We start from the raw sequence: 21,027 nt of genomic DNA, 5'->3' as shown, positions 1-21,027 counted from the left end.
CCAACCGGCACACCGGTGGCAGCACTAGCTTATAGTCATTAGATACTTTGACACAGTGCTCGGTGAAATATTTAGCGCCGTAGCAATGGCACGATCTGAAATACCGGTTGCCTTCAACCGCTTAACGTGAGTTACCTTCTCAGCATCGACGGTCGGTCGACCAATCTTTGATCCCTTCAGTTTAGCTTTCGCTAAACCCGCTTTGGTTCTTTCTCCTAATCGTACCCGTTCCTGCTTGGCAATAGCGGCCAAGATGCCAATGATGGCATCTTTGAAAATACCAGTGCTATCTAAGTACTGCTCAGTGAAGGACAGGAATTGTACGCCAGAAGCGGAAAGCTTTTGCAAGTAATTAAGTGTTTTAGCTACTCCCTCGCGACTGAAGCGGTCGAGTGCCCATAAGATCACTACATCAAAGCGACCCTGGTGGGCATCCAGAAAGAGTCGGTTATTGGACAGTTTCAGCACTCACGCAGAAGGCCCCGAAAACCCTGTTTTTCGGGGCCTTTTTTCACACCCTTTATTGGACACTATAAGGTGCGCGTGAAACCAGCGTTTTACGTGCACCTCCTTCCTACTCGATCAAAGCGTGGACCAGCAGAAGTACCTTCTTCTAAGCGTTCCTTTAATTCGCTGATTGTTTCACCCAAACGGCCTTCTTTTTAAAAAAGGTCGCATAGGCTTGGTTCCCCCATAGCGTTGGATTCGAGGAGATATCCCACCAGAAGATCGTACTGGGTTTGACGCTTAATGGGGGTAACTCTACACTGGAGCCGCCTTGGCGTAACAGCGTATAGCGGGCTTCTTCTTCTCGGTCGTATTGGCTGGCATCCCCGCTCAACCAATCGCGATAGGCCTGCAACACGCTGTTCGTTGGCGTACCAATGTGGTCATGTAGCAGCTTGGTATTGTGGTCGGAGGTACTGAGCAGCAACACGAGGGCCACGAGGACCGTGCGAGCATACCCAGGCACCGATGGTAAGGGGGGCTGGCTAGTCTGTTGACGGTAGGCCAAGTACCCCAGCACCGACATAAACCAGCTGCTTACAAAGAACACCAGCATCAAGTTTCGGGCTCGCGACGGCATGGGCGAATCAATGGCTAAAAAGCCGAATATGTAACAGATGAACAGGCCGAGCAACAGCCACAGAGGCCAACGCCAGGGCCGTTTTACGAGCATCGTTAGAGGCAGTGTGGGCACCTGTACGAAGCGCTGTAAGGCAGGCAACACCAACAGCGTGAGCAGCAACAGTAACCCGTTTCCTGCCCAATTCAACACTGTATAGACCAGAGCAACACTTGCCATTCCTAGGGTCCGCACCAGAGATAAATGTTCCACCCCCTTTTCTTGTTGCCGGAGAAAATTACCAGGGGCCAGTGTCGCAATGGCAGCGCCTACTACTGCTATCCCGAGCAGCAGCAGCCACTTTCTATTCACTTCCCGCCGTCTGATTGCAGGCAAGAGAACGATACCTAGAGCCAGCACGAAGCAACTGATTACTTCCGAAAACCCGGGCATTACGAAAGCCAAGACGAACGCCGTACTCCACCAGATGCGTTGCTTCAGGAGCGCATGAGGCCGTTGCAAATGAGCTACAACTCCTAATAAGAGCAGACTACAGGCTGCCCCACCCATGTACATCAAGGCACTGGTAACCCAATAGAAGGCCTCACTGGGGCTGCCTAACAACAATAAAAACAACGCTAGCACGAGGCTGCCCGAAGCAAAGCGGGTAGGCCATGGCAGCGCCCCCCCTTGCAGGAGCGCATGGCCGGCAAACAGGAAACAGCCGGCAAAAAACACCAGGAAGCCCAAGACAAAAGGCTTCACTGCCTCTACGCCACCCCACGCGAGGGGATGTAGCCCCATACTCAAATGGGCGGAATACTTACCGGAATAACTAAAATAGATATCGCGGAGCTGAGTCCACAATCCCCGCTCACGCATTAACTGCGGCAACAAAAAATCGTCCAGAAAGGAATGCGCATAGAGAGTCAGACATAGAAAGGGCAATAAGCAAAGCCCCGCGAAAACCAGTATCACGAAGGCCCCCCTTTGCGATTCTTTTACTGGTGAATCAATCAGCATTCGATTCTAAATTGTGAAGTAGCAAGAAGAATAAGCCAAGAGTAAAGGTATGGGAAGTAGCTGTTCAGATTTGAGTTCTATTTCGAACACTTTTGCACCCCACGCTAATGCCCCCGAAAACGCGGTTTTTCAGGGGCATTTTTTGATAGGTAATCCGAACACCTCCTTTTACCTTGTTTTACTAAACATAAAAACGACTTATCAGACTGATTTATCAAGATAGCCACTCTCTGTTCTGACCTCTAGTAGTTTGCATTTACTTGCTAGATCTAGCGCTCATATCGTGGAATTAACTAGCCATTAAGCATCAACTAGGTCTTTTTACTTTCTTACTATGCGAAGTCCAGCAAATGAGGGGCTGTGGGCCAACACACAGGCTGTTTCTACTGGCTCCGTACGCAGGCATCATGCGGTAGCAACCACTCGCTCAGCTCACACAAAACAGGTCATTCGGCAGACTAGGAGATATTATATAGCCAGCAATTCCTATTTGCTTGTGAGCCGCAAGTACATGGCTTTGCCGCTCTCGCCATGATGGATGTTGCCAACCCGCTGCCCTTGGTCAATGGTACTGAGGTGAATGAACAGCCCGTTTTGCAGCTGCAGTTGCCATCCTCTCTCGTCCACTACCACCATCCCTTCAGTTGGCTTGCCTAAATACCCCTCGAACATAAAAACGTCGCCTTCATACAGGTCTACTCCTTTCCACCTTGTGGGAGCAACCAGGCTAACATGGTGCTGATGGCGCCAAACAGGGTCTGCTATATCCTGCGCAGAGAGGCGTACAGAAGAACCTGCGTACCCAACTAGGGTTTTTAGTTGGTCCCACGTTTTGGCTTTGGTGCCATCAGACTCATACCGCCAAACCATCAGGGCAGGCAATGTCAGCGCTGGTTTTACTGTCTGCTGCACCTGCTGCCAAATAGTATTGATTGCCTCCGGCATTAAAGATGGGCTAAGCAATGCCTCTTCCTGGATCAAGGAAGTGAATTTTACATCTACCTCTTCCCGCTCGCCATAGAGCATGGAACTGCCTTCCTCATAGTTGTTCTGGATGTCAACTTGCCATCCATGAACCAAGAATATTTGCAACTCCTTGGAGTATTCCTCGACCGTAGGAAAATGCAGCTTACTAACCATTCACAAACCTACGAACAGGTTTCGAAAAAATATTGTCGAAGCTGTATTCAATACAATGCGTTTGCAGACTGGCAGAAAACCGGCCGGCCCGGCCCATAAGAGCCCTTTATGATGCCACTCACATGCATACGCGGTGCAGTGCGGTGGAAAAAGGGTGCTGCCAAATGGTTTGCGGGCAGCAGTCAGCCAACAGCCGTTCCGTCGTTGCTTTGTCTGCTTGCTTCCGTGTTGAAGAGCCTACGGAAGCACCATAGCTGCTTCCACTGCCTGAGATTTGAAAGCCCCTGGCACCCGCACCGAGGCTAAAATAGCGCCTGAGTAGTAGGTGAATCAGAGGGCTCTATGCCTATATGCTCGGCCCGACTACGCAACGCAGGAATCAGGTATATTTGGGTGTAATTTAACAACTAAGACAGTCATTAAAAGACTGAAAATCATTTGAATAGAATACTCGCCTTCCGTGGTAGACGGATTCTGCTAGTAGTACTCTCCTTCCTGCTGCTAGCTGGCTGCAATGAGAAGAAAAAGCCCGTGGCATACCGTATAGGCTTCTCGCAGTGCAGCATGGACGGCCCGTGGCGCAAGGCCATGCTGGCCGGGATGCAACGAGAACTGAGCTTTCACTCGGAAGTGGAGCTGCGGGTGACGGATGCCCACGATAACAGCCAGCGCCAGCAACAACAGATTCGGGAGTTGCTACGGGAGGGTGTCGATTTGTTGATTGTCTCGCCCTACGAGTCGGAGCCCGTAACACCGGCAGTCGAGCAGGCGATGCGGCAAGGCATTCCGGTCGTGTTGGTTGACCGCCGGACCGGCTCCCCGGAGTACACGGCTTATGTTGGCGGCAGCAACAAGGCCGTGGGGGAAATGGCGGCCAGCTACGCGGACCGCTTACTTGGCCACCAAGGCCGCATCATCGAGATTCTGGGAACCCCGGGGTCGTCTGCCACATCCGACCGACATCAGGGATTCACGGAGGGGCTACGAGCATACCCAGGGCTACAAGTGGTTGGGCAAGTGACCGGCAACTGGCAGGAAAAGACCCTGAAGCCAGCTCTAGCCACGGCTCTGCAGCAGCACCCAGACGTTTCGTTGATTTTCGCCCACAACGATGCCATGGGCCGGGGCGCCTTTGAAGTATGCCAGCAACTCGGGCTGGCCAAGCAGATACGAATCATTGGCGTAGATGGGCTGTATGGCAAAGGGGAAGGCATTGATTTAGTACAGCGAGGCGTGTTGGATGCCTCCCTGCTGTACTCGCCGGGCGGCGAAGATGCCATGCGGACTGCCCTCAAAATACTGCGCAATAGGCCCTTCAAGCGCGAAAACCTCCTGGGCAGCATCGTCATCGACTCCACCAACGTGGAGACGATGCAGCAGCAAACCGACAAGATTGTAAGCCAGCAGCAGGACGTGGAGCGGCAGCAAGGCCTGCTGCAATCCTTGCGCGCTACCTATGCCAGCCAGCAAACCATTTTGTACGGGTTGCTCTTCGCGTTGCTGGGGGCCTTAGTCCTGGGGATGATGGCGTGGCTATCGGCGCGGAAGAACCGGCATATCAACCATCAGCTCGCTCTGCAGAATGCCGCCAACGACAAAATCAACCGGCAGCTGGTGAGCCAGAACGAGGAGATTCGGCAGCAGCGCAATCAGCTGGAGGCGCTGGCCGAGCAGGCACGGGCAGATACGGAAGCCAAGCTCCGCTTCTTCACCAATTTCTCGCATGAGCTGCGGACGCCCCTGACCCTAATCCAAGGGCCAGTGGAAGAACTGCTCACCAGCAGCCCTGACCTAAGCACCATGCAGCGCCAAGACCTGACGCTGGTACGGCGCAACACCCAGCGCCTACTACAATTAGTGAATCAGCTGCTCGACTTCCGCAAAATTGAGGTAGGCAAAATGGCGGTCCGAGCTACTGAAGGCAATTTGGTGAGCTTTGTCCGCGAGATTGTAGATGCGTTTGAGAAGCCGGCCCAGCTGCGGGGAGTGGAACTCCGGTTTCTGGCCGCGGAACCGGTGCTGATGGCTTGGTTCGACGTTAATATTCTAGACAAGGTCTTTTTCAATCTACTGTCCAATGCGCTGAAGTTTACGCCCGACCATGGGCAAATAACGATTAGCCTACAACCCCTCAACGAAGGCCGCTCGTTGCAAGTCAGCGTCGCGGATACTGGCCCGGGCATCAGTAGTCAAGATCAGGCCCACATCTTCGAGTGGTTTTACCAGGGCGAGCAAGCGGCGGCAGCCAAGGGGTCGGGCATGGGGTTGGCCCTGGCGCTGGGCTTGGTGCGCCTGCACCAAGGGCAGCTCGCAGTGAGCAGCCAGCTCGGATTGGGCAGCACGTTTGTCGTGACGCTGCCGCGGGAGCTACCCGAGGAGCTGTGCTCGGTGGCACTGCCCGCGGCCAAGCTGCATGCCTTCGAGGAAACGGAGATGCTGGATGCTGATTTGGTGCCAGCCACAACGCAAGCCCTCCCGGAATCAACAAGCCAGCTGCTGGTCCTGGTGATAGAAGACAACGCGGAGGTCAACGAGTTCGTGGCCCGCAAGCTGCGTCCGCACTTCCGCGTGCACGCCGCCACCGACGGCCACACCGGCCTGCGCCTGGCCACCGACCTGATTCCCGACCTCATCGTCTGCGACGTGATGATGCCCGGCCTCAGCGGCCTCGAGCTCGTGGCCCAGCTGCGCCAGGACTGGCGCAGCTCCCACATCCCCGTGGTGCTGCTCACGGCCCGCAACGCGCCCGAGCAGCAGGTCGAGGGCGTGCAGGCCGGCGCCGACCTCTACCTGACCAAGCCCTTCAACCCCACCTTCCTGCTCGAGAGTGTGCGCACGCTGCTTGCCAACCGTGCCCACCAGCGCGAACGTTTTCGGCGGGAGATGTCGACGGAAACAGCTACGGTGGTAGCCACGGACCCCGACCAAAAATTCCTGGCTGATCTGACGGCTATAGTGGAGGCCAATTATACCCGCTCCAACTTAAGTGTAGAAGACGTAGCCCGTAGTTTGGGCATCTCGCGCATGCAGCTCTACCGCAAGGTCAAGGCCGTGCTCGGCACCGGCGTCACCGACTTCATCCAGAACCTGCGCCTGACTAAAGCCCGCGAACTGCTGCTCGATGAGTCGCTGACTATTGCCGATGTAGCGTATGAACTTGGCTTCTCCTCGCCTTCGTATTTCTCTACCAGCTTCAAGGCTCGCTACCAGCTAGCACCCTCCGAGTTTCGGACTTTGCATATTACTCCTCATTATTGAAATAATCTTGAAACCCCTGTCCCAAATTCGAAACCGGCGCCTGCAAAGGCCCGGTTTTTTTATTACATAAATTCTTGTTTTCCAATCCTTTACAACATTTTCATTACCTGAACGCATTTTGAAATAATAGTGAACGAGCCGGGGTGGCAGAGCACGGACTTTTGTGCAAAGCCTTACCACCATGAGTCAGCCAGCGGCTATCGTTTGCATAGGAGAGTTTCTCTGGGATGTGCTGCCAGTAGGCCGCCAGCCTGGCGGGGCGCCCTATAATGTAGCCCGGCACCTGCAGCATTTCGGGCAGCCCGTTCAGTTGGTTAGCCGCGTCGGGAACGACGAATTGGGTGGCGAATTGCTGGCTGTCATGCAGCAGCAAGGGCTAGACTGCCAACTGATTCAGCGGAGCCAATCGCACCTCACGGGCGTGGTGAAAGTCAACGAGGAAGGCGGGCGCCGCACGTACAAGATTGTAGAGCCCGTGGCCTGGGACTACGTCCAACACAGCGAGCAGCTACGCTCGGCCGTAGCGGGAGCCCGGATGCTGGTGTACGGTTCATTGGCCGCTCGCCGGTCGGTCACGCGCGAAACGCTGTACCGGCTGTTGCAGGTCGCCCGGTTCAACGTGTTCGACGTGAACCTGCGCCCTCCGCACTACACCCCCATGGTAGTGCAATACCTGCTTCGGCAAGCCGACTTGGTGAAGCTCAACGAGCAGGAGCTACGCGAGATTATGGGCTGGTTCGGGCAGCCCGCTACCGAAGCAACGGCCCTTCCGTGGCTGGCGGCGCACTTCCACTTGCAGGCCATCTGTCTAACCAAAGGAGCCGCTGGCGTCACGCTCTGGCAACAGTACCAGCCTTGCCACTACCCCACTGTAACCGGCCTCGAGCACGACACGCTTGGCAGCAGCGACGCTTTCCTGGCGGCTCTGCTCGCCCACTGGGGCTCGCCGGAAGGCGTACGGGCCGCCGTCCAGGACTTCACGGCTCTTCAACAGCGAGAAGCCCCAACCGCTCAGCCTAACACCTAATGCAACCCGCCGCCTGCGCTTCTCCTCCGGGAGGCCCCGCAGGCGGCCACTTTCCTATTTCTTCCCCACTTAACATCTTTTTGTATGCCGTCTCCCTTACAATTCCCACACGGGTCCCCGCTCCGCAGTCCTCGTTTGCTGACCGCGGTAGGTGGCATGCTGCTCTCGGGCGCTGCGGCCGCTCATCCCGCCACGGGTATGGTGTACCACCCCGCGGCGCCTGATGCCACGGTAGCGCCCGCCCGGTGGGTGAACAGCCCCATCAGTGGCCGCATAGTGGATGCCAAAGGCGAAGGCCTGCCTGGCGTTACGGTGCTGTTAGAAGGCACCACCCTGGGTAGCGCAACGGATGCCACCGGAGCCTACACCATCCCGAACGTACCCGCCGGCTCCTATACCATGATTGTGTCGTCGGTGGGCTTTGTTACCTCCCGCGTACCGGTAGCGGTAACCGATGGCCAGACCACCCAAGTCAGCAGCGTGACCTTGGCCGAGGATACCCAGGCCCTGGATGAGGTGGTAGTGGTAGGCTACGGCACTTTGGCGCGCCAAGAGCTAACCACGGCCGTATCGTCGGTGGGTGCCGAGCAGATTGAGCGGCAGAAAGTGGCCGGCTTCGACCAAGCGTTGCAGGGCCAGGCGCCCGGTGTGCAGGTAACGGCCCCTACCGGCGCGCCCGGCGCGGGCATCAACGTCCGGATTCGCGGCAACAGCTCCATCACCGGCAACAACTCGCCGCTGTATGTGATTGACGGCGTGCCGGTGCTACCAACCTACGACCGGGAACTGAGCGTGGGCAACCAGAAGCCCAACCCATTGAACTCCATCAACCCTGCTGATATCGAGTCGATTGACGTGCTCAAGGATGGGGCCGCGGCGGCTATTTATGGCGTGCGGGCGTCCAACGGCGTGGTGGTTATTACCACCAAGCGGGGCCGTTCGGGCAAGGCGCAGGTTGGCTTCAACGCCTACTATGGCGTGCAGCAGCTGCGCAAAAAGCTGGACGTACTGAACACGCAGCAGTTTGCCGATTACTACAACGAGTCGCAGGTGAACGGGGGCGCTGCACCGGCCTTCCGCGACCTGAACAACTTGCCGCCTTACGACACCGACTGGCAAGATGAAGTGTACCGCACGGCAGCCATTCAGAACTACCAGCTCAACGTGAGCGGCGGCACCGACAAAACCCATTATTACGTGGGCGGCGGCTATTTCAAGCAGGACGGCATCATTGAAAACTCGGGCTTCGACCGGTTCAACTTCAAGCTGAACTTCGATCAGCAGGCCGGCGACAAATTCCGGGTAGGCACCAACCTGAACCTGAGCCGCACCAACACCAACGGCAGCGTCCGCAGTGAATTGGGGCTCGGCAACTCCGGCACCGTGCTCGGGACGCTGGCTCAGATTCCGACTGTGCCCGTGCGCGACGCCAACGGCGTGTATGGCCTCAACCCGTTTTCCCTCTCCGATAACCCGGTTGGTAACCTACTCGAATCCAACAACAAAGCCCTAACCTACCAGGCTATCGGCAACCTGTACGGCGAGTACGACATCCTGAAAAACCTGAAGTTCCGCTCGTCGCTGGGCCTGGACTTCCGCACCCAGCTGGAAAACGAGTTCATTACCCGCAACTACCCCGGCACGTCGCGGGCCGACGCCTCCACCCGGGGCAGCGGCCGCACCGGCACCACCCAACAAGCCATCTGGCTCTGGGAAAACACGGTTAGCTACAACCCCACGCTGGGCGAAAAGCACAATCTCCAACTGCTGGCCGGCCAGTCCATTCAGGAGTCCAACCGCTTTGCTTCCAACGCCTCGGTGCGCGGCTATGCCTCGAATGCCGTTCCCTACCTGTCGGCGGGCACTGAGCGCCTGGGCACAAGCAGCTACGAAGAGGAATGGGGCCTGACCAGCCTCTTTGCCCGGGCTATCTACAGCTTCGATGAGCGTTACCTGGCCACCCTTAGCTTGCGCCGGGACGGCACCAGCCGCTTCGAAGACGCCTATGGCTACTTCCCGGCCGTGGCCCTGGGCTGGCGCATTTCCAAGGAAAGCTTCTTCCCGCAGAACGGACAAGTATCGGAGCTGAAGCTGCGCGGCAGTTTCGGCGGCAACGGCAACCAGGAGCTGCCCTACACCTACCAGCGTTTCAGCTCGTACAGCGTGGGCTCCAACTACGCGGGTAGTGCCGGCACCGTTCAGGGTGGCATTCGGCCCGAGCGGATCGGCAACCAGGCCCTGAAGTGGGAAACGTCGTATCAATATGACCTGGGCTTAGACCTGGGCATGTTCAATGACCGCCTCACCTTCACAGTGGACGCCTACCGCAAGCGTTCCGAGGACTTGCTGCTGGTGGTGCCCCTGGCGCCGAGCACGGGCGCTGGCACCCTTGATATCATTCAGAACGTAGGTTCGGTGGAAAACAAGGGCCTGGAGTTTGCCCTCAGCACCACCAACGTACAAAGCCAAAACGGTGGCTTTTCGTGGAATACCAACCTGAACGTGTCGTTCAACCGCAACAAGGTGCTGGATTTGGGCACCCTGACCAACGACCAGAACCAGCAGGTGAGCCGCACGATTATCAACGATAACCGGAGCATCACCCAGGTAGGCCAGCCACTCGGGGTGTTCTACGGCCATCAGGTGCAGGGCATCTTCCAGTCGGCTGACGAGATTAGCGCGGCGCCTACGCAACCGGGCAGCCCCAAGCCCGGCGACATCCGGTTCGTGGACGTGAACGGGGATGGCACCATCAACAACAACGACCGGACCATCATCGGCAACCCCAACCCCAAGGCGCAAGGGGGCGTCACCAACACGTTTAGCTTCAAAGGACTGGACCTAAGCGTGTTCTTCCAGGGCAGCTTCGGCAACGATATCTACAACGCCAACCGGCAGGCCCTGGAATCGTTGACCGGCCCAGTCAACCAGCTGACGACCGTGCTGAACCGCTGGACACCGACCAACACCGATACCGACATTCCGCGGGCGGTATTCAACGACCCCAACAACAACGGGCGCCTTTCCTCGCGCTGGATTGAAGATGGCAGCTACGTCCGCCTGAAAAACCTGACGCTCGGCTACACTCTACCGGCCAGCATCATCAGCAAAGCCCGCATCAGCAGCTTGCGCGTGTACGTCAGCGGCCAGAACCTGATTACCTGGACCGACTATTCGGGTTACGACCCCGAGGTAAGCGCCGACCCGTTCTCCTCGACCAGCATCGGCCGCGACTTCGGCGTGTATCCGCAATCCCGCACCTACACTGTTGGCTTGAACGCCTCTTTCTAAGCCCAGTTCTCTTCGCCTTTTCCCATGAAAAAGATACTTATTCCCGTTTTCGCACTGACCTTGTTGGGCAGCTGCGATGTGCTCGACAAAGAGCCGCTCCCCACCATTGCGCCCGAAAACTTCTTCCAGAACGCCGACGACGCCGAGGCCGCCATCACGGCCGCCTACGACGCCCTCCAAGCCACCGGCCTCTACAGCCAGGATTTGATTGCGGTAGGGGAAATGCCCTCCGATAACTGCAGCAGCACCAACGGCGACGTCACGACCCTGGACCGCATCAACTGGACCCCCACCACCAGCCAGGTGACCAATATCTGGCGCGATTCATACGTGGGCATTAACCGGGCCAATGCGGTGCTCAAGTACGTACCCAACGTGTCGATGGCTGCCGAGCGCAAAAATCAGATTTTGGGCGAAGCCTATTTCCTGCGCGCCCTGCACTACTACAACCTAGTGCGCCTCTACGGCGACGTGCCCCTGCGCCTGGAACCCACCGAATCCGGCGAGCAGTCGGTTATTGCCCTGCCGCGCACGGCAGCAGAAACGGTGTACGCCCGCATTGGAGCCGACTTAACGGAAGCCGATGCACTGGTGCCGGCTACCAACCCGAACCGCATCACCAAAGGAGCCGTGAATGCCTTGCTGGCCAAGGTGCTCCTTACCCAGCGCCAGTGGGGACCGGCCGTCGCCGCCGCCAATAAGGTAATTAGCGCCGGGACGTATTCGTTGCTGGCCAATTTCAAAGGCTTGTATCCGGCCGAAAATAAGGCGTCTGAAACCATTCTGGAAGTGCAGAACCAAGGCAACACCGACGGCAACAACATCCTGCCCGATTTGCTGCTGCCCTCCCCTCCTGCTACGTTCTCGTTCCCGAAATTCAACATTCCTACGGCCGAGTTGCTGCAATACGCCGACACGTCGTCGTTCACGGCTACCGGCACCAGAAAACCCAACGCCGACAAGCGCTGGACCCTTGTGGGCCGCACCAACGCCGGCCGCGACTACGCCAGCTTTGTGCTTAGCACCAACAGCAATGCCAACGACAACGGCCCCTTCGTGTACAAGTGGCCCGGCGCCCCCAACTCATTCAACAGCCCCGACAACACCTACATTCTACGCTACGCCGATGTGCTGCTGATGTACGCGGAGGCAGCCAACGAGCAAGGTGGCCCGTCAGCAGATGTGCTGGCTAAATTGAACCTGGTGCGCACCCGCGCCGGCCTTGAGGCCCTCACTTCCGCTTCGGCGCAATACGCCAGCAAGAAAGCTATGCGCGACGAAATCGACCGGCAGCGCCGCCTGGAACTGGCCTTTGAGGGCGAGCGGTGGTACGACTTGCTGCGTTACGCGCGCCACAACCAGGCCGAGCCCGGTGCCCACACTGTTACGGCCTTAGACCTGATTCAGCGGCAACTAAATCGTGCCGATGTGAACTACTTGTTATTCCCCTTGCCGCAAGGCGAAATCAACAACAACGCGCAGCTCCAGCAGAACCCTGGCTACTAGCAAGAACTCAGCCCAGTGGTACCGTGCTGCTGGGCTGACTTTTGCGGTTCTTGTACGCGCAAGCCAGCAGTGCCCGGGCCTTGGCACCCAGCCTCGGAGCGGGTAGTAGCGCCAGTCCAGAAAGTAACTGCCCTGGACTCTTTTGCCGGAGGCTTGCGCTTGGCTTCGGTTTTTCATTTTCCTTCCACTTGTTCTGCATGTTTTCGTTTTCCAAATCCACGCTGTCATTGGCGCTACTGCTTAGCGTAGGCTTAGGTGCTGGCTGCCAGCGCCCTCCTCAGACGGGCGCTGCTCCCGCGAAAGGCACGGCGGCTTTCTGGCTTACCAATCCCGACAAATCGGTGCTGTTTCAGGCCCAGCCAACGCTTACCTGGGGCACAAGTGCTGCTACGAGCACCGTCATTGAAATTGATGAGAAACAGAAGTTTCAACCGATTGATGGCTTTGGCTACTGCCTGACCGGCGGCAGCGCCGAGCTGTTGCACGCCATGACGCCGGAGGCGCGAGCCGCCATCCTGCGGGAGTTGTTTGCTACCGACGGCACCAACATCGGGGTCAGCTACCTGCGGCTCAGCATTGGCGCTTCCGATCTCGATGCCAAGGTGTTCAGCTACGATGATATGCCGGAGGGCCAGACCGACCCGACACTAGCCAAGTTCAGCCTCGCCCCCGACCAAACGCACCTGATTCCGGTGCTCAAGGAAATCCTGGTTATCAACCCGACCATCAAAATCCTGGGGTCGCCTTGGTCGCCGCCAACCTGGATGAAAACCAACAACAACTCCAAGGGTGGCTCGCTCAAGCCCGAATTTTACGACGCCTACGCCCGCTACTTCGCCAAATACATCCAGGGCATGAAGGCCGAAGGCATTCGCATTGATGCCATTACGGTGCAGAACGAGCCTCTGCACCCCGGCAACAACCCAAGCCTGCTGATGCTGGCCGAGCAGCAGGCCGAGTTCGTGAAGAAGCATCTTGGTCCAACCCTCAAGGCCGAAAAGCTCGACACGAAAATCATCGTGTACGACCACAACGCCGACCGCCCCGACTACCCTATCACCATTCTCAACGACCCGGAAGCCAAGAAGTACGTGGACGGCTCCGCGTTCCACCTCTACGCCGGCTCCATCGACGCCCTAAGCAAGGTGCACGACGCCCACCCCGACAAAAATCTGTACTTCACTGAGCAATGGGTGGGCTCCAAGAGCAAGTTCGAAGAAAACATGCCCTGGCACGTGCGCACCCTTATCATTGGCGCCACCCGCAACTGGGCCCGCACCGTGCTGGAATGGAACCTGGCCGCCGACCCGCAGCAAAACCCGCACACGCCCGGCGGCTGCACCGAGTGCCGCGGCGCCCTCACGCTCGACGGCAACACCGTGACGCGCGAAGATGCCTACTACATCATTGCCCACGCCAGCAAGTTTGTGCGGCCCGGCTCGGTTCGCATAGCGTCCACCACTTCCGAGACGCTGCCTAATGTAGCGTTCAAAACGCCGAGCGGCCAACGCGTGGTGATTGTGCAGAACAACGCTAAAGAACCTCAAACCTTCAGCTTGCGCCACCAAGGCAAAACACTGAACACTACCCTCAATGCCGGCTCGGCTGGCACCTACGTGTGGTAGCGGCTCACGGCTAGCTACCTCGCCTCCTATTTACCTAGTGCCTTGCGCTAACTGATTACCGCCGCTCTGAATACCTCTTTCCTGCTCGTCCCAACGGCAGGAAAGAGCTAGGACTTGGTCCTGCATACACACCGCTCCTGCGACTTTCCGGCCTTCCCTGGCCTGTTTGTTTCTTTTCCACCACCAAAACCCACCATCATGAACACCAGTACTTTCTGGGGCACCTGGGTGCCCCGCGCCGTGCGCTGCCTGCCGCTGTTGCTAGCGGGCTTAAGCATCAACGAACACGCTACGGCCCAAAGCTTTCTGCGGACCGATGGTCCCCGAATCGTCAATGCCAGCAACCAGGAGGTTATCCTCAATGGCATGAACCTGGGCAACTGGGCCGTGCAGGAAGGCTACATGATGAAGTACAACTGGGAAGGCATCAACAACAAGAAAACCCAGGGGATGGTGAAAAAGACGCTCTACAATGCCGGGATGAGCGACGCCGCCGTGGAAACCTTCTACCAGAATTACCGCAACAACTTCATTACCAAGCCCGACATCGACTACATCGCCTCGAAAGGCTTCAACTGTGTGCGTCTGCCGCTGCACTACGAGCTGTTTCTGACGCCGGCCCAGCGGGCGGTGCGCAGCAGCGTGATGCGCGGCACTGTTTCCTACGACTCCTACGTGAGCCAGCTCACCAACTGGTACAACGCCAATCAGCTCTTCACTGACCCCAACAATATGGAGGCGCTGCGCATGATTGACAACACGCTGGCGTGGGCACAGGCCAACAATATGTATGTGGTGCTGGATATGCACGCCGTGCCCGGCTCGCAAGGCACCGACGCCAACATTGCCGACCAAATCGTGCCCAACGACCTGTGGAACCGCTCCATCAACCAAGACGTGCTCAACCGGCTGTGGGCGTTTGTGTCGAACCGCTACAAGAACGACGCCCGGGTAGCCATGTACGACTTAATCAACGAGCCAAACAACTACCCCAACAACCAGAAGATTCATGATGTGTATCAGCGCTTGATTACCACCATCCGGGGCAACGGCGACAATCACCTGATTCTGTTGGAAGGCAACGGCTGGGGCAACGACTACAACTACATGGAGCCGTTTACCTTCTCCAACCGCTCGAACTTGGTGTACAACTCGCACCGCTACAGCGGCGGCGGCTACGAGATGGACAACGACGTGAACTCCACCGGCGGCAGCCCGAACACTATCCGCTTCATCGGCGACCTGCGCAACTTCCGCACCACTCACAACGTGCCCATCTGGATTGGGGAAACTGGCGAGAACACCGACACCTGGATGCGTGATGCCGCCAAAAACCTCAACTCGGTGGGTATCGGCTGGTGCCACTGGACCTACAAGCGCTTCGAGGACCGCAGCAACCCGGCCTTTATGCACATCAACCCGCCCTACGTGGTGGATGGTCCGGCCGGCCTAAATCAGGCGCTCATCAATATCCGGTTTGCCAATTGCGTGCCCAATACCACCGTGGCGGCCGTGTCGCCCAACCAGAACGGCATCGTCAATTATCCTGGTGGCGGCAACTACAACGGCACTGGCGGTGGCACAACCAGCGGCCCGCAGATTGGCCGCATCTACGAAATCAGCTCGAAAAACGGCGGCAAGGCCCTCGAAGTATCGGCGAATTCTACGGCTAATGGCGGCCGGGTGCAGCAGTGGGGCTGGGTGAGTGCGGCCAACCAGAAATGGAAGCTCGTGGATGCCGGCAGCCCTTACGTGCGCATCGTGAACGTGAACAGCAACAAGTCCTTGGACATTGCCGGCCCTTCCACCGCCGATGGCGCCCTGATTCATCAGTGGGACTGGGTGAGTGCCGACAACCAGTACTGGCAAATTCTGGCCAACGGCGACGGCACCTACCGCATTGTGAACAAGTACAGTGGCAAGGCCCTCGACGTGCAAAACAACTCCACGGCCGATGGCGCAGCTATTCAGCAGTGGACCTACGGCGGCGGCGACAACCAAAGATGGTGGTTCAGTGACCAAGGCGCGGCCCGGGTTGCCCTGGCTACCACCAGCGCTGCCACTGACGCCCGCCTGCAAGTGTACCCCACCGTCACCAGCTCCGACTTGCACTTCCGCTATAACGCACCAGCTAGCCAGCGCCTGCACTTGCGCTTGCTCGACCTGACGGGCCGGGTGGTGGTACCCCAGCTCGAACGCGCTGTATCAGTGGGCGAAAACGCCGTGACGGTGCCCGTAGCGGCAGTATCTGCCGGGACGTACCTGCTGCAAGTGGATACCCCCGACGGCCAGTTGGTGCGCCGGGTGATAGTGGCGCATTGATGTTGAACCAGCCTGCCCCTGCGCCTGGCCGGGGCAGGCTATGCTGCTAGCTTATCGAATACAACTGTACACCCACGTCACACGACACAGCTCCACTAGCCCTTGCCCCGGCGCAAGCACCTAATACATAGAGCTTTCCACCCTATGGTTGCGCTTACTGGCCGCATCCGCTTCTTCACTCGCTATTCTTCCCCCATGATGCCTATATCATTGCCATTTTTTCGCGGTGCCGCTGGTGCGCTGCTGCTAGGGCTAGCGGCTAGTTGCGGCAGCAACGACTCGCCGGACCCGACGCCACCCGTAGTGGTACCGCCTGTGGTTACCGGCCCGTCGCAGGTGGCGCTGTGGCTAACAACTGCCGACAAAAGCACCCTCTTTTACAAGAGTACGCTGAGCTTGAACTTCAAGGACCCGGTCGGGCAAAACCCCACGATTGACGTGGACACCACCCAAACGTTCCAAACCATCGACGGCTTCGGCTACACGCTTACCGGGGGCAGCGCCCAATTGCTCAACCAAATGAGTGCGCCCACGCGGGCCGCCCTGCTGACCGAGCTGTTTGCCACCACCGACAACAACATCGGCACCAGCTACCTGCGCGTCAGCATTGGAGCTTCCGATCTGGATGCCACCGTGTTCACTTACGATGATGCTGCCCAGCCCGACCCCACGCTGGCACAGTTCAGTTTGGCCCCGGACAAGGTCAACCTGATTCCGGTGCTCAAGGAGATTCTGGCTATTAACCCAACCATCAAGATCCTGGGCTCCCCCTGGACGGCGCCCAACTGGATGAAAACCAACAATAACTCCAAGGGCGGCTCGCTCAAGCCGGAGTACTACGCGGTATACGCCCAGTATTTGGTGAAATACCTGCAAGCCATGCAGGCCGAAGGCATTCGGGTGGATGCCGTGACGCTGCAAAATGAGCCTCTGAACCCCGACAACAACCCGAGCATGGTGATGACGGCCACCGAGCAGGCCACCTTCATTGGCAACCATGTGGGACCTGCCTTCCGAGCGGCGGGTATCACCACCAAGATCATCGTTTACGACCATAACCTCGACCGTACCGATTATCCCATGACCGTGCTGCAAGACCCGAAGGCCAGTCAATATGTGGATGGTTCGGCCTTCCACCTCTACGCCGGCAACATCTCGGGCATGAGCACGGTGCACAATGCCTTCCCCGACAAGAACGTGTACTTCACCGAGCAATGGGTGGGAGGCCCCGGCAACTTTGCCGACGACCTGAACTGGCACGTCAACAACCTCATCATCGGGGCGACACGCAACTGGAGCCGCAATGTGCTGGAGTGGAACCTGGCCGCCGATCAGAACTATGGGCCGCACACGCCCGGAGGCTGTAGCACGTGCCTCGGAGCCGTGACCATCGTTGGCAACGCCGTAACCCGCAACACCGCTTATTATACCGTGGCGCACGCCGCCAAGTTTGTACGCCCTGGCTCGGTTCGTATTGGCACGACGCTGCCCGCCAACCTGTCCAACGTGGCGTTCAAGAATCCGGAGGGCAAGAAGGTGCTTGTCGTCCTCAACACCGGCCCCAGTGTCCAGACTTTCGATATCCGCTACCGGGGTAAGGTGGTCACCAGCCAACTAGGCAGCGGGGCCGTCGGAACCTACATCTGGTAATACTTTTTCTTTTATACGCATGCACCACACACTTATTGCCGCTTTCCTGGCGTCGGCCCTCGCAACCACTGCCCTGGCCCAGAAAGCCCCCGCTCCCTCTACCAAGCCATATTCCGCTGCCGGCAAACAGGTGCAGGTCTATACCACGGCCCAGAACACCGACCTGCGCCTGGCGGCCACCGCCACGCTGCGCTTCCAGCCCGTGGGCCAGCCGCTGGAAACCCAGCCCACGGTCTTCGTCGACCCCAGCCACCGCTTCCAGACCATGCTCGGTATTGGGGGGGCGCTGACCGATGCCGCGGCCGAAACCTTCGCCAAACTGCCCAAGGCCCAACAGCAGGAATTGCTGCAAGCCTACTACAGTCCCACCAAAGGCATCGGCTACACGCTGGCCCGTACCAGCATCCACAGCACCGACTTTTCCAGTGGCAGCTACACCTACGTAGCCGATAACGACAAGACGCTCAAGAGCTTCAGCATTCAGCATGACCAGCAGTACCGCATCCCCTTCATCAAGCAGGCCCAAGCCGCAGCCGGCGGCCAACTGACCATGTACGTGAGCCCGTGGAGCCCACCGGCCTGGATGAAGGACACCAACAGCATGCTCAGCGGCGGTAAGCTGCGCCCCGAGTTCCGCCAAAGCTGGGCCGACTACTACGTCAAGTTCATCCGGGCCTACGAGCAAGCCGGCATCCCCATCTGGGGCCTGTCGGTGCAGAACGAGCCCATGGCTAAGCAGAAATGGGAATCCTGCCTGTTCACGGCCGAGGAAGAGCGCGACTTCGTCAAAGCCTACCTCGGGCCTACGCTGAAGAAAGCCGGGCTGGGCGGCAAGAAGCTCATCGGCTGGGACCACAACCGCGACCTGATCTACCAGCGCGCCGCCACCTTGTTTGATGACCCCGAAGCCAGCCAGTACTTCTGGGGCCTGGGTTACCACTGGTACGAAACGTGGACCGGCTCCGGCATGCAGTTCGAAAACGTGCGCCGCGTGCACGAAACCTACCCCGACAAGCACCTGATCTTCACCGAGGGCTGCGTGGAGAACTTCCAGTTCAGCGGCATTCAGGACTGGAAGCTGGGCGAGCGGTACGGCTACTCGATGCTTAACGACTTCAACGCCGGCACCGAGGCCTGGACCGACTGGAACGTGCTGCTCGACGAAACCGGCGGGCCCAACCACGTGGGCAACTTCTGCTTCGCCCCCATCATCGGTGACACGCGCAGCGGTAAGGTACTCTACACCAACGCCTACTACTATATCGGCCACTTCTCAAAGTTCATCCGGCCCGGGGCCCGGCGCATCGCCACGGCCGCCAGCCGCGACGTGCTGCAGTCCACAGCCTTCGTCAACCTCGACGGCAGCGTGGCCGTGGTCGTGCTGAACACCACCGAACAGGAACAGCCTTTTCAGCTCTGGATTCAGGGCCAGGCCGCCCCGGCCACCAGCCGTCCCCACTCCATTATGACTATGGTGGTGAAGTAAGAACAGAACGACTATACAAAAAAGAAAGCCCCTCACGTGAGGGGCTTTCTTTTTTGGGATACTAAATAAACGTGCTTAGGTTAGAAACCCAGGCCTACTGCCATGGCCTGCAGTGGGCGGGGCAAGTCGGCACCCTTGGTGGCCGTGCCGCTCGTGAGGTTAATAGTGTACACGCTGGCCGTGGTGCCTACGGTCAAGACAGCGAAGCCCGTACCGCTGGTGCCGCCAATATCAAAGCCGTTGACACCAGTGGTGTTTACGCCCAATGGGCCCACCGACACGAGAGTACCCGCATTTGGCGGATCCTGCCGGTAGAGGATGTCAGTGTTCGAGTCGATGTCATACAGCACGGTGGCAGTGGCACCCGCGAAGTTGTTGGTGTAGGCGGCGGCCGTTACACTGGGGGTTCCCGGGTTCAAAACGCCATCTACTAGAGCTACGCCATCAGTTGGATTCACGCGCAGGTTAACGCCAGCGTCGCTGATAATGCGAATTCTATCCACGGTAGGATTGAAGTCGAAGCCGAAGTTGGTGCCAGTTAGCGGCAACGGCGCGCCGGCTCCTACCACGGCGGCAGCGCCAGAGGCTAGGTTGATGGTGTACAGGCGGTTGGTGCTGCCTAGGCCGTAAAGCTGACCATTAAGCGGCCGCATGTCCAGGCCCACAATTCGCTCTCCGCTCTGCAATCCGGTGAAGGGCTTGGTAACCTGCGTTTGAGGGCTGGTCGGGTTGAAGGCAACAAAGTTGTTGTCGCTATCGACGCCGTATGCAACCGCCTTGGTAGGAATGGCCACCCCAATAATGGTGGTGTTGGTGGGGAAGTTGTCGTAGAGGGTGGCGCGGCCGGTGGTCAGGTCGATTCTGTACAAGCCGGACCGGCTGTTTACCGTTAGCGCAGCAAAGGCGTTGTTGTCGTCGGCGGCTATATCAAAGCCAGCCGTACCGGTTGCGTTTACGCCCAAGTCGCCAATAGCCACCAGGGTGCCATCGTTAGGGGGGTCTTGCCGGTAGAGTTTGTCGGTAGTGGGGTCGATGTCGAAGAGCACGGTGGTGCTAGCGCCTGCCACCGGATTGGTGTACGCTACCGCCGACACCGTGGCCGTTGCGGCGCCATTGATGGTGCCATCGGTAACGGCCACGGTGCCGGTTTCTGGGTTCAGGCGCAGGTTTTGGCCGGTGTTGCTCACCAACCGCAGCCGGTCCACGGTGGGGTTGAAGTCGATGGTAGCCGAGGTGCCGTTGATGGCAGGTGTAAACGGGCCAGCCCCGAGTGCGCGTGCCACGCCGGTGGTGGGGTTGATGACATACAGGCGGCTGGTGCTACCAAGGCCGTAGAGTTGGCCCGTGGCTGGGCGGTAATCCACGCTCAGGATCTTCTCACCACTTTGCAGCCCCGTAATGGCCACCGCAGTTGGCGCGCTAGCCACGTTGTTGGCGTTGAACTGCAGCAGTTGGTTGTTGTCGGAAAGCGCTTGGAAAGCTAGGTCGATTTTGTTGACGGACGCTGTTTCTGAATCGTCGTCGCAGGCCGTGAGCAAGCTGGTCATGCCCAGCAGAAACGAAAACGAGCGGACACTTCTAAGAAAAGAATGGTTCATGAGGTAAGAGTTGTTACTGAAATACCCCCTGACCT

The 21,027-nt window shown here is 58.2% G+C and carries 12 protein-coding genes; 8 read left to right on the top strand and 4 right to left on the bottom strand.

The genetic code is table 11. The features are described 5' to 3' along the window. Positions 1-24: 24 nt before the first annotated feature. From MTX78_RS11100 to MTX78_RS11090, 3 genes are all read right to left on the bottom strand, one after another. Positions 25-468, bottom strand: a complete 444-nt coding sequence (locus MTX78_RS11100) for a recombinase family protein (RefSeq protein ID WP_243802641.1) — start codon at positions 466-468, stop codon at positions 25-27. Positions 469-625: 157 nt separating this feature from the next. Continuing rightward, the gene (locus tag MTX78_RS11095; RefSeq protein WP_243802639.1) at positions 626-2,089 is read right to left on the bottom strand and encodes a DUF6056 family protein; all 1,464 of its coding nucleotides are present in this window, start codon (positions 2,087-2,089) and stop codon (positions 626-628) included. Between the two features lie 486 nt (positions 2,090-2,575). Then, positions 2,576-3,229 carry a hypothetical protein gene (locus MTX78_RS11090; protein ID WP_243802633.1) on the bottom strand — a complete coding sequence of 218 codons (654 nt, stop codon included), beginning with the start codon at positions 3,227-3,229 and terminating at the stop codon, positions 2,576-2,578. Positions 3,230-3,760: 531 nt separating this feature from the next. Between MTX78_RS11090 and MTX78_RS11085 the strand changes: the two genes are divergently transcribed. The 8 genes from MTX78_RS11085 (at position 3,761) to MTX78_RS11050 (ending at position 19,394) form a co-directional block, all read left to right on the top strand. Continuing rightward, positions 3,761-6,487 carry a substrate-binding domain-containing protein gene (locus MTX78_RS11085; RefSeq protein ID WP_243802631.1) on the top strand — a complete coding sequence of 909 codons (2,727 nt, stop codon included), beginning with the start codon at positions 3,761-3,763 and terminating at the stop codon, positions 6,485-6,487. A 181-nt stretch (positions 6,488-6,668) separates the two neighbouring features. Next, the gene (locus MTX78_RS11080; protein WP_243802629.1) at positions 6,669-7,514 is read left to right on the top strand and encodes a carbohydrate kinase family protein; all 846 of its coding nucleotides are present in this window, start codon (positions 6,669-6,671) and stop codon (positions 7,512-7,514) included. A gap of 84 nt (positions 7,515-7,598) precedes the next feature. Beyond that, positions 7,599-10,805, top strand: coding sequence for a SusC/RagA family TonB-linked outer membrane protein (locus tag MTX78_RS11075; protein WP_243802627.1), 3,207 nt, complete (start codon positions 7,599-7,601; stop codon positions 10,803-10,805). A 24-nt stretch (positions 10,806-10,829) separates the two neighbouring features. After that, on the top strand, positions 10,830-12,311 hold the full coding sequence (locus tag MTX78_RS11070; RefSeq protein WP_243802625.1) for a RagB/SusD family nutrient uptake outer membrane protein: 1,482 nt from the start codon (positions 10,830-10,832) through the stop codon (positions 12,309-12,311). Positions 12,312-12,508: 197 nt separating this feature from the next. After that, on the top strand, positions 12,509-13,936 hold the full coding sequence (locus MTX78_RS11065) for a glycoside hydrolase family 30 protein (RefSeq protein WP_243802623.1): 1,428 nt from the start codon (positions 12,509-12,511) through the stop codon (positions 13,934-13,936). Positions 13,937-14,134: 198 nt separating this feature from the next. Next, positions 14,135-16,258 (top strand): RICIN domain-containing protein, encoded by a 2,124-nt coding sequence (locus MTX78_RS11060; protein ID WP_243802621.1) that lies wholly within the window; start codon positions 14,135-14,137, stop codon positions 16,256-16,258. Between the two features lie 144 nt (positions 16,259-16,402). Further along, positions 16,403-17,908 carry a glycoside hydrolase family 30 protein gene (locus tag MTX78_RS11055; protein ID WP_243802619.1) on the top strand — a complete coding sequence of 502 codons (1,506 nt, stop codon included), beginning with the start codon at positions 16,403-16,405 and terminating at the stop codon, positions 17,906-17,908. 19 nt (positions 17,909-17,927) lie between these two features. After that, positions 17,928-19,394: a glycoside hydrolase family 30 protein gene (locus MTX78_RS11050; RefSeq protein ID WP_243802617.1), complete on the top strand. Its 1,467-nt coding sequence runs from the start codon at positions 17,928-17,930 to the stop codon at positions 19,392-19,394. A gap of 80 nt (positions 19,395-19,474) precedes the next feature. On the opposite strand, the gene MTX78_RS11045 is transcribed toward MTX78_RS11050, so the two are convergent. After that, entirely contained in the window at positions 19,475-20,992 is a 1,518-nt protein-coding gene (locus MTX78_RS11045) for a DUF4394 domain-containing protein (protein ID WP_243802615.1), read from the bottom strand. Between the last annotated feature and the right edge of the window lie 35 nt (positions 20,993-21,027).

Origin of the sequence: Hymenobacter tibetensis (genome assembly GCF_022827545.1) — a bacterium.
In the GTDB taxonomy this organism is placed as follows: Bacteria; Bacteroidota; Bacteroidia; order Cytophagales; family Hymenobacteraceae; genus Hymenobacter; species Hymenobacter tibetensis.
The sequence above is the reverse complement of the archived record's forward strand: the minus strand, read 5'-3'. Positions and strand labels throughout refer to the sequence as shown.